General features: G+C 70.2%; 11 protein-coding genes. 5 read left to right on the plus strand and 6 right to left on the minus strand.

Features of this window, described 5'->3' with window-relative positions; genetic code table 11:
- Window positions 1-32: 32 nt before the first annotated feature.
- A complete protein-coding gene (locus tag G6023_RS03080) occupies window positions 33-512 on the minus strand; it encodes a Rieske (2Fe-2S) protein (RefSeq protein WP_241727644.1) in 480 nt (159 codons plus the stop codon).
- 76 nt (window positions 513-588) lie between these two features.
- Here G6023_RS03080 and G6023_RS03085 point away from each other — a divergent pair, with 76 nt between their 5' ends.
- Together G6023_RS03085 and G6023_RS03090 are read left to right on the plus strand one after the other, a co-directional pair.
- Window positions 589-1,749, plus strand: coding sequence for a pyridoxal phosphate-dependent aminotransferase (locus G6023_RS03085; protein ID WP_182634057.1), 1,161 nt, complete (start codon window positions 589-591; stop codon window positions 1,747-1,749).
- Window positions 1,750-1,857: 108 nt separating this feature from the next.
- Window positions 1,858-3,660 carry an acyl-CoA dehydrogenase family protein gene (locus G6023_RS03090; RefSeq protein ID WP_241727645.1) on the plus strand — a complete coding sequence of 601 codons (1,803 nt, stop codon included), beginning with the start codon at window positions 1,858-1,860 and terminating at the stop codon, window positions 3,658-3,660.
- 155 nt (window positions 3,661-3,815) lie between these two features.
- On the opposite strand, the gene G6023_RS03095 is transcribed toward G6023_RS03090, so the two are convergent.
- From G6023_RS03095 to G6023_RS03105, 3 genes are read right to left on the minus strand one after another with little or no spacing between them, the layout of a single operon-like run.
- A complete protein-coding gene (locus G6023_RS03095; RefSeq protein WP_182634058.1) occupies window positions 3,816-4,781 on the minus strand; it encodes an NADPH:quinone oxidoreductase family protein in 966 nt (321 codons plus the stop codon).
- A 21-nt stretch (window positions 4,782-4,802) separates the two neighbouring features.
- Window positions 4,803-5,240 (minus strand): hypothetical protein, encoded by a 438-nt coding sequence (locus G6023_RS03100; protein WP_119192559.1) that lies wholly within the window; start codon window positions 5,238-5,240, stop codon window positions 4,803-4,805.
- A gap of 22 nt (window positions 5,241-5,262) precedes the next feature.
- Window positions 5,263-5,925 (minus strand): SDR family oxidoreductase, encoded by a 663-nt coding sequence (locus G6023_RS03105; protein WP_182634059.1) that lies wholly within the window; start codon window positions 5,923-5,925, stop codon window positions 5,263-5,265.
- A 176-nt stretch (window positions 5,926-6,101) separates the two neighbouring features.
- On the opposite strand from G6023_RS03105, the gene G6023_RS03110 reads away from it, so the two are divergent.
- On the plus strand, window positions 6,102-7,364 hold the full coding sequence (locus G6023_RS03110) for a L,D-transpeptidase (protein ID WP_067719031.1): 1,263 nt from the start codon (window positions 6,102-6,104) through the stop codon (window positions 7,362-7,364).
- Window positions 7,365-7,513: 149 nt separating this feature from the next.
- Here the strand turns inward: G6023_RS03110 and G6023_RS03115 are convergent, their stop codons facing one another.
- Entirely contained in the window at window positions 7,514-8,989 is a 1,476-nt protein-coding gene (locus G6023_RS03115) for a peptide MFS transporter (RefSeq protein WP_067719028.1), read from the minus strand.
- Window positions 8,990-9,215: 226 nt separating this feature from the next.
- On the opposite strand from G6023_RS03115, the gene G6023_RS03120 reads away from it, so the two are divergent.
- Together G6023_RS03120 and G6023_RS03125 are read left to right on the plus strand one after the other, a co-directional pair.
- The gene (locus G6023_RS03120; RefSeq protein WP_069390358.1) at window positions 9,216-10,577 is read left to right on the plus strand and encodes a hemolysin family protein; all 1,362 of its coding nucleotides are present in this window, start codon (window positions 9,216-9,218) and stop codon (window positions 10,575-10,577) included.
- Window positions 10,574-11,677, plus strand: a complete 1,104-nt coding sequence (locus tag G6023_RS03125; protein WP_227022199.1) for a hemolysin family protein — start codon at window positions 10,574-10,576, stop codon at window positions 11,675-11,677. The genes G6023_RS03120 and G6023_RS03125 overlap by 4 nt, the downstream gene beginning before the upstream one ends.
- Window positions 11,678-11,716: 39 nt before the next feature.
- Here the strand turns inward: G6023_RS03125 and G6023_RS16125 are convergent, their stop codons facing one another.
- Window positions 11,717-12,220, minus strand: a complete 504-nt coding sequence (locus tag G6023_RS16125) for a DUF4112 domain-containing protein (protein ID WP_182634060.1) — start codon at window positions 12,218-12,220, stop codon at window positions 11,717-11,719.
- Window positions 12,221-12,390 lie beyond the last annotated feature (170 nt).

Below are 12,390 nucleotides of genomic sequence, written 5' to 3' on the forward strand. Positions count from 1 at the left end.
GGCGGGTCGGCGGGCGCGGGCGGCAGCGGGCGTCAGCCGAGGGTGAGCTGCCCGCCGGACTCCGTCACCGGGATCGCGTCGAGCGGGCGCGGGGCCGGGGCGAGGGTATTGCGGCCGTCGGTGGCGTCGTATTCGGCGCCGTGGAGCGGGCAGCGCAGGGTCATGCCCTCGATCACCTGGACCACCCCGCCCTGGTGGGTGCAGCGCGCCGAGTAGGCGACGAACTCGCCCTCGACGGGCTGCGCGACGATCACCGTGGCCTCGCCGGCCCTGAACTGCTTGGCCGTGCCCGGCGGGATCTCGGCGGCGGCGATGGTGGTCGCGGGGACCGTGGTGGTCTGCTGCACCGTCGACGGGGGCTGCGCGGGCTCGGTCATGCCACAGGCCGAGGCGATGCCCGGCAGCAGGATGATCCCGGGCAGGGCGGCCAGCACCGCGCGGCGCTGGGTGCACGGCCCGACGGCGGCGGCTCCACCGGTCGAGGCGGACGTGGCGGCGAGGGGCTCGGTCATGACGCCCATGGTATCGGTCGGCGCCACCCGTCTTGCGTGTGCCGAACACCGTGGGCCGAACACCTAGGCTGCCCGTATGACGGTCCGCAGACTCCGACCCCACGCCACGACGATCTTCTCCGAGGTCTCGCAGCTGGCCACGCGGTTCGACGCCATCAACCTGGGCCAGGGCTTCCCCGACACGGACGGACCGGAGTCGATGATCGAGGCGGCCACGCGCGCCATGCGGGAGGGCCACAACCAGTACCCGCCGGGCACCGGCACCCCGGAACTGCGCCGGGCCGCCGCCGACCACGAGACCGCCCACACCGGCCTGGTGCACGACCCGGACACCGAGGTGGTGGTGACGGTCGGCGCGACCGAGGCGATCGCCGCCGCGGTGGTGGGCCTGGTGGAGTACGACGACGAGGTGGTCGTGATCGAACCGTATTACGACTCCTACGCGGCCACGGTGGCGATGGCCGGCGCCACCCGTCGCGCCGCGAGGATGGTGCGCTCGGGCGGCGAATTCCGACTCGACGTGGACTCGTTACGGGACGCGTTCTCCCCGCGGACGCGGGCCGTGCTGGTGAACTCGCCCCACAATCCCACCGGGGCCGTCCTGCCGCGCGAGGACCTCGAACAGATCGCCGCGCTGTGCCACGAGTTCGACGCGATCGCCATCTCCGACGAGGTGTACGCCCACCTCACCTACGACGGGGTGGAGCACGTGTCGATCGCGACGCTGCCCGGGATGGCCGAACGGACCCTGCGCATCTCGAGCGCCGGCAAGCTGCTCAACTGCACCGGGTGGAAGATCGGATGGCTCACCGGCCCCGCGGACCTGGTCGCGGGGGCACGCACCGCGCGGCAGTACATGAGCTTCACCGTCGCCTCGCCCCTGCAACTGGGCGTCGCGCACGCCCTGCGTCACGAGCAGAGATGGATCGCGACGCTGCGGCAGGACATGCAGGCTCGGCGGGACCAGTTGGTGGACACGCTCTCGGGTGCCGGGTTCCACCTCGTCGTCGCACAGGGCACGTACTTCCTCACCGCGGACCCGCGCCCACTCGGGGTGACCGACGCGGCGGCCTGGTGCCTGGAGTTGCCGGAGCGGATCGGCGTGGCGGCGGTGCCGTTCGCCCCGTTCACCGACGCCTTCTCGGCGGAGTGGTCCCACCTGGTGCGGTTCGCGTTCTGCAAACGGCCCGAGGTGCTCGACGAGGCGGGGCGACGGTTGCGAGCCCTGCAGGGGTAGTCGGTCCGGCACCGCCACCCACATTCCGGACTACAGTCCGTAATCGCGCCGACCGCGGGGCGCCGTGCTCTACGGTGGGCACGTGACGCGCCCCCCTGTGCGAACCACCTGTTCGACGTGTTCGGACTCGACGAGATCCTCGAGCGCGACGACGCCACCGAACTCGACGGCGACACGGTCCGCACCATGCTGCGGGAGGCCGCCGCGCTCGCCGAGGGACCGGTCGCCGCGTCGTTCACCACCGCCGACCGCAACCCGCCCACCGTCGACCCCGAGACCCACGAGGTCACTCTCCACCCCGACTACGTGGCCTCCGTCCGCCCCTGGCAGGACGCCGGCTGGGGCCTCGTCGGCGTGGACCCGGCCGTCGGCGGCGTGGCCGCACCGCGCCTGGTGACCCGGGCGATCACCGAGTATCTCGTGGGCGCCAACCCGTCGATCTTCATGTACCTGTCCGGGCCGCTGTTCGCCGGCATCATGCACTCGATCGGCAACGAACAGCAGAAGAAGTGGGCCACCAAGATCATCGAGCGCAACCACGGCTCGTCCATGATGCTCACCGAAGCCGAGGTCGGCTCCGACGTGGGCGCCGTGCGCACCAAGGCGATCCAGCAGCCCGACGGCACCTGGCACATCGAGGGCACCAAACGGTTCATCACCGGCGCCGACACGGGCGACCTGTTCGAGAACATCTGGCACCAGGTGCTCGCCCGGCCCGAGGGCGCCGGCCCCGGCACCAAGGGCCTGAGCTACTTCCTCGTCCCCAAGTACATGCCGGACCCGGAGACCGCCGCGCCGGGCGAGCGCAACGGCGTCTACGCCACCGGCATCGAGAAGAAGACGCGCCTGGCCGCCTTCGCGACCTGTGAGGTGGCGTTCGGCGCGCACGGCCGACCCGCGGTGGGGTTCCTCGCCGGTGACGACCACCTGGGCATCAAGCAGATGTTCAAGACCATCGAGGCCGCCCGGATGATGGTCGGCACCAAGGCCATCTCGACCCTCTCCACGGGCTATCTGAACGCTCTCGAGTTCGCGCGCGAGCGGGTCCAGGGCAACGACATGGCCGACGCCGGAAACCCGGACGCCAAGAAGGTCACCGTCATCCACCACCCCGACGTGCGGCGGTCGCTGCTCACGCAGAAGGCGTACGCCGAGGGGCTGCGCGCGGTGTACCTCTACGCCGCCGCCCACCAGGACATCGTGTCCGCGGAGGTCGTCTCCGGCGCCGGGCCCGAGCTCGCGCACACGGTCAACGACCTGCTCCTGCCGATCGTCAAGGGCGTGGGCTCCGAGCGGTCCTACCAGTGCCTCGCCGAGTCGCTCCAGTGCTTCGGCGGCTCCGGGTACCTCAAGGACTACCCCGTCGAGCAGTACATCCGCGACGCCAAGATCGACTCCCTCTACGAGGGCGCCACCGCGATCCAGGCGCAGGACTTCTTCTTCCGCAAGATCATCCGCGACGGCGGTACCGCACTGGGCCACGTCGCCGCGCAGATCCACCGCACCGTGGACGAGGCCGGTCCCGCCGAGACCGGCCCGGCCGAGCTCGAGACCGCGCGCGCCGGGGTGGCCGGTGCCCTGGCCGACGTCGAGTCGATGGTCGGCTCCCTCACCGAGCACCTCATGGGCGCCCAGGAGGATCCCGAGAAGCTCTACCTCATCGGGCTCGGAGCGGTCCCGCTGCTCATGGCCGTCGGCGACCTCATGGTGGGCTGGATGCTCCTGCGCGAGGCGGGCGTGGCGCTGGACCGGCTGCAGGAGGCGACCGGCGACGACCACGACTTCTACACCGGCAAGGTGACGGTGGCGAACTTCTTCGCCCGCGCCCACCTGCCGCAGGTCGGCACCGCGCGGGCCACCATCGAGGCGCTCGACGTGGACGTCATGCACATGCCCGAGGGCGCGTTCTAGGTCGGGGCCTTCCGGTTCGGCCCGCCGGGCCGGGAGCGCACCTCGTCGTCGTTCCCGGACCCGCCCCTCTCGTCGAGAAGAGCTTTTCGCCAGCGTCTGCCGAGTAGAAGTGTGCGAAAAGCTCTTCTCGATGGGGATCTGGGACGAGAGGGAGCTCAGCGACCGGTGGTGAGAACGATCTTGCCCACCGCGCCGCGGCCGTCCATGAGCTCCAGGGCCTCCGTGGCCTGCTCCAGGGGGAACTCGGCGCCCACCAGCGGGTCGAGCTTGCCGGCGGCCAGCAGCGGCTCGACCTCGGCCCACTGCTTCTGCAGGTAACCGGGATTGGACATCCAGTACTCGCCCCAGCCCACGCCCACGGCGCTCTTGTTGCCCAGCAGCAGGCGGTTGACCTTGACCGTGGGGATCTCGCCGCCGGTGAACCCGATGACGAGGATCCGCCCCTCCTGACCGAGGGACCGGATGGAGTCGGTGAACCGGTCCCCGCCCACGGGGTCGACGACGATGTCGACGCCCTTCCCACCGGTGAGCTCCTTCACGGCGTCCTTGAAGCCCTCGGGCGCGATCGCGTCGCTCGCCCCGGCCTTCAGCGCCAGGTCCCGCTTCTCCTCCGTGGAGGCCACGGCGACGACGCGGGCACCCATCGCGGTCGCGAACTGGGTGGCCGCGATCCCGATCCCGCCGCCCGCGCCGTGGACCAGCACCGTCTCCCCCGCCTGCAGCCGGCCGCGGTGCGCCAACGCGAAGTGGACAGTGAGCACGTTCATCGGGACCGAGGCACCCTGAGTGAACGACAGGCTGTCCGGGAGACGGAACACCTGACCGGGATCGGCCGAGACCACCTCGGCGAACCCGCCCAGACCGGGGAACGCGCACACGCGGTCCCCGGCGGCGAATCCCGAGCCGTCGGGTGCGGACCGCACCACGCCCGCCACCTCCGAACCGGGGACGAACGGCAGCGGCGGCGAGATCTGGTACTTGCCGCGCGTCTGCAGCACCTCGGGGAAGGTCACCCCGGCGGCGTGGACGTCGATCAGCACCGCACCCGCGTCGGGCTCGGGGACGTCGACCACCTCGAGGACGGCGGGTCCGTCATGGCTGGAGATATGGATGGCACGCATGCGGTCCATAGTGTCAGCCCGTCACCGAGCGCGTGCGCCGTCCGCCTCACGCTGGTGCCGCTGCCGGCGGAGCAGGTGCAGGGCCAGCCCCACCGCCACGACCACCTGGCCGATCTGGAAGGCCAGCGCCATGACGATGAACTCGCGGCCGAACGTCGTCGGCGAGATCAGGAGGGCTGCGCAGATGCCCAGCAGGACGACCGTGATGAGCTGTCCGCCCGCCAGGAACCGCCGCGGATTCGTGGTGAGCTGGCGACGGAACGCCATCAACAGCGAGTTGAGCGCCACCAGCAGACACACCGGGACGCCGATCTGGGCCGGGAACAGGAACAGCACCACGAACAGCGGGTGGGAACTGAGGGTGACCGTGCCCTCGAACAGGAACTGCGGAACACTCCACAGGGCCGTGAGCAGCGCGCAGATCACCGAGATCCACGAACCGCCCACGAGGATCCTCACGCGGAGAGAATAACGCCGCCGGTCACTCCCTCGTCAGCGCCTCACCGATCGGGATGTCGCCGTCCGAGAATTCGATGGTGCGACCGGCGGTGTCCGGTCGGCGCAGGACGGCGGCGATGACGGCGGCCACCGCGTCCCTGCTGGTCGACCGGTCCTCGCGCTTGTCGTCGCCCACCCCAATGGTCTCGCCGCCGGGCTCGTCGGTCAGCGCCCCCGGCCCGAGGATCGTCCACCCCAGGTCCGAGTCGCGCAGGTGCGCGTCCGCGGCGCCCTTGGCCTCCGCGTACGGGAAGAACGAGTCGTCCTCCGGGACGCCGTGGTCGGGGCCCGCACCGTCGTAGGAGACCATGACGTAGCGTCCCACCTCCTCGGCAGCGCTCGCGTCCATCGAGCGGATGGCGGCGTCACGGTCCACGGCGAAGGTGCGGTCGGGGTTCCCGCCGCCGGCGCCGGCGGTCCAGACGACCGCCCCGCTGCCGCGCACGATCTCGCGGAGCCCATCGACGTCGAGCGTCTCCACGTCCGCGACGACAGGGTTCGCACCCGCGGAGCGGACGTCGTCGGCGTGATCGGGATTGCGGATCACCGAATACACCTCGGCACCCGCCTCTGACAGGATTTTGGCGGCGCGGAGGCCGACCTTGCCGTGGCCGCCGATGATGGTCACTGGTTTGTCGATGCTCATCCTTCCGTTGTACGCCTCCGTGTTCGTCAGCGGGGGCTCCCGGGTTCGATCACGAATCCACAACAACCGGGCGTCCGTCGGTCCGGCGATTGGCCCGGTGTCGGACCCGGAGTGCATCATGTGGACATAAGCCGGGACTCACCGGCGGCCCCGCGTTCGTTCTTTCGGAGTACCGCATGTCCCTGTCCAGGTCTCGAACCCACTCTGCTCGGGCGGTGCCGGGTCCCCTCGGCCTGCTCGCCGCTCTCCTCGCCCTGCTCCTGGTCACCGCCGGGTGCACGATCCCGATGCCCGTCGGTTCCGCCGGGGAGACGACGCCCACGACTCCGACCTCCGAGGCGCCCGCCCCGGCGACGCTGGAGGTGACCCCGGCCGACGGCGCCACGGAGGTCGCCGTGGTGGACGGTGTCCGGGCCACCGTGGAGAACGGGACCATCACGGACGCCGTGCTCACCAACGATGCCGGCAAGGAGATCGAGGGCGAACTCTCACGCGACGGTTCCCAGTGGAAGCCGGCCGTCACCCTCGGATACGGGCGCACCTACACCCTCGAGATCACGTACGAGGGCGCGGCCGGCGGGAGCCGGAGCGACACCCGCACGTTCACCATGGCCGATCCGCTGGCCGTCGTCACGCCCAGCCTCGTCACCACGGGCGGGGCCGCCCTCGAGTCCGACCGTGAGTACGGCGTCGGGATCATCGTCGCGGCCAGGTTCGACCAGCCGATCGCCGATCGCGACGAGGCCGAGAAGCACATGACGGTCACGACGACCCCCGAGGTCGAGGGCAACTGGTTCTGGCTCAACGACTCGACCGCGCACTGGCGACCCCGCGACTATTACGAGCCCGGCACGCGCGTGCAGGTCGCGCTGGACGTCGAGGGACGCAGCCTCGGCGGCGGGCAGTGGGGCGGGGCGAGCGCGGAAGCCGACTTCACCATCGGCGAGCGTCGTGTGGCGATCGCCGACGACGCGACCAAGACCGTCACCGTCTACCACGACCAGAAACCCGTGAGGGTCATGCCGACCTCCATGGGCAAGGGCGGATGGGCCACCTACGGCGACGTGACGATGCACTTCTGGACCCAGCCGGGCAACTACACGGTGCTCGACAAGGCCAGTTCCGTGGTGATGGACTCCTCGACCTACGGCCTGCCGTTGTCCGCCGGGTACAAGGTGACCGTCGACCACGGTGTGCGCCTCACCAACGACGGGATCTACCTCCACGCGCTCGAGTCGTCGATGTGGGCACAGGGGAACACCAACACCTCGCACGGCTGCCTCAACCTGTCGCCCACCGACGCAAAGTGGTACTTCGACCAGGCCGTGACGGGCGATGTCGTGGAGGTCAAAGGCACGGGCGGACCCGAACTCGGGGTCTGGCAGAACGGTGACTGGTCGGTGCCGTGGGAGGTCTGGCAGTCCGGCTCCGCCGACTGACGTCCCCCCACGTCCCCGCACACGGCCCACGTAGCCCACGCGACCTACGAAATCCGCTATCCGGATTCCTGATCTGCGCTCCCGAATGGAGTAGCCGATCCGGAATCCGGATAGCGGATCTTCTTGTCTCGTGGTGTCTGAAGGCGGAGTCAGCGCACGCCCATCATGTTCTTCCTGATCCACGGCGACAACGCGGCCATGATCCCGGCCAGGACGATCGAGGCGACGCCCAGCACGAGGAAGTAGTTGCGCTCGGCGCCGGCGTCCGTCGGGTCGTAGTACCCCGCGAGCACGCCGGACAACGCGCTGCCGATCGAGACGCTGAGGAAGAACAGCGCGACCATCTGCGTCTTGAACGCCTCCGGGGCGAGCTTGGTGGACAGGGACTGCCCGACCGGTGAGAGCAGCAGCTCGGCCATCGTGAACAGGAACAGGATCCCGACGATGCCCAGCAGCGGCGTCGCCACACTGCCCACGAAGAACAGGAACACCAGGTAGGCGATACCCATGATGAGGTTCGCGAGGGCGAACTTCATCGGGCTCGAGGGCTGACGGTTCCCGAGCTTGACCCAGAGCGTCGCGAACACGGCGGCGAAGATGATGATGAACAGCGGGTTGATGGACTGCACCCAGCTCGCCGGCATCTCCCAGCCGCCCAGGTTGCGGTCCAGTCGCTGGTCGGAATAGATCGCGATCACCGTGAACTGCTGCTGGAACAGGGCCCAGAACGCCACCGAGGCCACGAACATCGGGATGAACGAGACCACCCGGCTGCGCTCGACCGGCTCCGTCTTGGCACTGGTGATGAGGAGGGCGAACAGCGCGATGGCGCCGACCACGGCGATCGCGGTGACGATGTCCGCCAGTGACTCCAGCGGCACGAGGCCGGTGGCGATGGCTGCGACGACGAGCACCGCCACGACCGCGCCGATCCCCAGGTAGCGGACGCGCTGTGGCCGCGGGAGCGGGTCGGGGACGACAGCGCCGACGCCCTTGAGGGTGGCGCCGCGCATCGCGACGTATTGGATGAGCCCGATTGCCATACCCGCGGCCGCCGCCCCGAAGCCCCAGTGGAAGCCGTAGTTGTCCCACAGCACCCCGGTGAGCAGCGGGCCCGTCAGACCGCCGATGTTGACCGCCATGTAGTAGATCGAGAACGCGGCGTCGCGCCGGTCGTCGGTCCGGCGGTACATGTCGCCGACCACCGTGGAGGTGGTGGCCTTGAGGGTTCCCGCACCGACACCGACCAGAACGAGGCCGATGCCCAGGCCGATCGCCCCGGGTACGAGCGCCAGGGACAGGTGGCCGAGCATGATCATCACGGCTGCGCCGAACAGCGTCCTCTCGGCGCCGAGGAGGCGGTCCGAGACCCAGCCGCCCAGGATCGCGGAGGCGTACACCAGACCGCCGTACGCGCCGACGATCGAGGCGGCGATCTCCTGGGAGTAGCCGAGTCCGCCGTCGCCGACCGCGTAGTAGATGTAGTACGCCAGCAGACCCTGCATGCCGTAGAAACTGAACCGCTCCCACAGTTCGATCCCCGACAGGTTCGCCAATCCGAGTGGGTGGCCGAAGAACCTGCGGTCCGAATCGGCGAGAGCCACCTCGGCATTCCGAGTTGTCATGTACGTCAGTGATACTCCTGCTCCCCGAGCCGGACAAAACCGGTGCCGCGCGAGCTGCCCCGTAGGGGTGGGAGTCGACAATCGGTGCCCCAGACGGGAGAATCGGACCGATCAGCCCGGGCGATCTGCCCCGGGCGTAATCGAGAAGCGCAGGAGCACCTCCAGTGAGCCGAGCCGACACCCCGGCCCGATCTATCAGCCCCCTTCACCGAAGGGGGGACACCGGATGAGCATCGCGCTCTCACTCCTGGTCGGCGTCGTCGTCGTCCTGGCCATCACCGCGCTCACGGGCTACTTCGTGGCGCAGGAATTCGCCTTCATGGCCGTTGATCGCTCGCGGATGGGGGCTGCCGCCGAAAAGGGCGATCCCGTCGCCGACCGCGTACTCGGGGTCACCAGGCGGACCTCGTTCATGCTGTCCGGCGCGCAGCTGGGCATCACCGTCACGACCCTCGTCGTCGGCTACGTGGCCGAGCCACTCATCGGGCGGGCACTGGGCGAACTACTCGGCCTGGCCTCCGTTCCGCAGGCCATCGGCGTCGGTGTGGGCACGGTCCTGGCCCTGCTGTTCTCGACCGTCGTGCAGATGCTCTTCGGCGAGCTCGTGCCCAAGAACCTGGCGATAGCCAAACCCGAACCCGTCGCCCGCTGGTTGGCGCGGTCGACCACCATCTACCTGGCGCTGTTCGGCTGGCTCATCGGGCTGTTCGACAAGGCGTCCGAGGCCCTGCTCAAGGCCGTCGGCATCGAGCCGGTGCACGACAAGGAGCACTCCGCCACCGCCCGCGACCTCGAGCACATCGTCCACGAGTCCAGCGAGACCGGCGAACTCTCCCCCGAGCTCAGCCGCCTGTTGGACCGGATGCTCGACTTCCCCGGGCAGCCGGCGGAGCACGCGATGATCCCGCGGTCCCGTACCGACGTGGTCCGCGGGGAGGACGCCGTCCCGGACGTGCTGTCGAAGATGGCCACCGGCCACACCCGCTACCCCGTGGTCGGTGAGGACTCCGACGACGTCATCGGCATCGTCGACCTGCACGACCTGCTGGTGATCTGCGACGACGAGCGGGACACCTCCCTGACCCTGGTGTCGGAGGTCATGCGGGCCCCGATCGTCGTGCCCACCTCCCTGCCGTTGCCCGAGGTGGCGGCGCGCCTGAGCGAACAGAAGGCCGAGATGGCCGTGGTCGTCGACGAGTACGGCGGGTTCGCCGGAGTCGTGACGATGGAGGACATGGCGGAGGAGATCGTCGGGGAGATCGCCGACGAGCACGACCCGCAGGCCGCCGGGGACGCCCCGGTCAGTGAGGGGTTGGGCTGGGTCCTGGGGGGCGACACCCACCTGGACGAGGTCGAGCGCCTGCTCGACATCACCCTGCCCGAGGTCGACGCCGAGACGCTGGGCGGCCTCGTCGTCGAGACGATCGGTGACCTGCCGGACGTCGGCGACCGGGTGGACATCCCGCTGCCCGACACCGACATCCTCGAGGAGGTCTCCGCCGATCGCGTCCTGCGGGCCGAGGTCCGTCGTCTCGAGCGTCGCGTCCCCGCCGAGCTGCATATCGTGGTCGAGGAGGCCACACGATGACCCCCACCACGACCCTCATGGCCGCCGAGGCCCAGTCCGGACTCATGAGCAATCCCTGGGTGGTCCTGGCCGCGACCGTCCTGCTCATCGCGGCGTCCGCGTTCTTCGTGGCCGTCGAGTTCTCCCTCATCTCCGCGCGGCGCCACCGCCTCGAGGACGCCGCCGCCACCAGCAGGGCCGCCCGGGCGGCCCTGCGCAACGCCTCCGAACTCACCCTCCTGCTGGCGGGAGCGCAGCTGGGGATCACGCTGTGTGCACTGGCGCTGGGGTCGATCACCAAGCCCGCCGTGCACCACTGGCTCACCCCGGTCTTCTCCGGCTGGGGCCTGCCGTTGTGGACCGCCGACGTCATCGCGTTCATCCTCGCGCTGATCATCGTGACGTTCCTGCACCTCGTGGTGGGCGAGATGGCCCCCAAGTCGTGGTCGATCACGCATCCCGAGTACTCGGCCACCCTGCTGGCTATTCCGATGCGGGCGTTCCTCTGGCTCACCCGTCCGCTCCTGGTCGCCCTCAACGCCATGGCGAACAACATCCTGCACCGGCTGGGTGTCGAGTCGAGGGACGAGGTGTCCGCCGGTCAGGACGCCGATTCACTGCGCGAGCTCGTGCGGCACTCCGGTGAGGCGGGGACCCTGGACGACACCCATCAGCGCCAGCTGCTCAGCGCCCTCGAGCTGCAGGAGCTCACCGTGGGCGACCTGCTCGGGGAGCGCGGGGTCGACACACCCGCCTCGCCGGAGGAGATGTCCTCCGTCGGCGCGGACGCCACCCCGGGCGAGATCCGCGACACCGCCCGCCGCACCGGCCACCTGCGGCTACTGGTCCTCGAGGACGACACCGCCGTCGGCGTGGTGCACGCGCGGGACGCCATCGACGTCGAGGGGCCGGCCACCGCCCGCGAACTCATGCGGTCGAGCCTGTCCCTCGAGCACGACCTGACCGTCGCGGAGGCGTTCCGCCGGATGCGCGACGCACGGGCGCACCTCGTCGTCGTCGAACAATCCGGCGGGCACCCGGGCACCCACGTCTCCGAGGTCCGCGGCGTCCTCACCCTCGACGACGTGGTCCGTCGCCTCCTGCCCGTCACCTCGGGGTAGATAGGCGGGGGTAGATCGGCGCAGGTGGACCGGCGCGGGTCAGATCCGGCTGATGAGCCAGACCACGCCGAACAGCGCCAGCCCGGCTATCCCCAGCAGGACCAGCAGCATGAGCCCGACCGCGCCGATCGCCCTCAGCAGGTAGCCGCGCGCCCCGGTGTCGACGCGTCTGCCGTCGGCGATGGTGCGGTCGACCAGCCGCAGGTTCTTGGACGTGGCCTTGTGTGCGGCATCGGCGACGTCACCGACGAACGGGATCAGCCCGAGCACGGCGTCCACCAGGTAGTTCCAGCCCATCCGGAACAGGATCCGCACGGGCACCCGGTTGCGCACCGCCTCGGCGAACACGGCGGCCGCGAACACGGTGCCGACCGCGTCGCCGACCACCGGGACCAGCCCGATCACCGGATCCAGACCGACGCGATAGCGGGTGCCGGGGATGCGGACGAGGTCGTCGAGCACGCGCGCGAGACCGGTGGTGACCGGGGAGACACCGGTGCGGTCGACGGGTGCCGGGGCGGGGTCGGGACGGTCGGGGTTCACGGGCCCGAGCCTACGGTCCGCGCTCCCGGTGCGCCCGGGCCCGGGATCTGGTTTCGTGGAGAGATGATGCCCACGCCCGCCTCTCAGCCGAGTCTCCGCCCGCTGCGGCCCCACCGCGATCCCGGCGCGACCCGGCGCCCGGATCGTCGCGCCGGAGGCCTCGTGGCGGC

It is taken from the genome of Dietzia sp. DQ11-71 (assembly GCF_014144995.1).
Classification (GTDB): domain Bacteria; phylum Actinomycetota; class Actinomycetes; order Mycobacteriales; family Mycobacteriaceae; genus Dietzia; species Dietzia kunjamensis.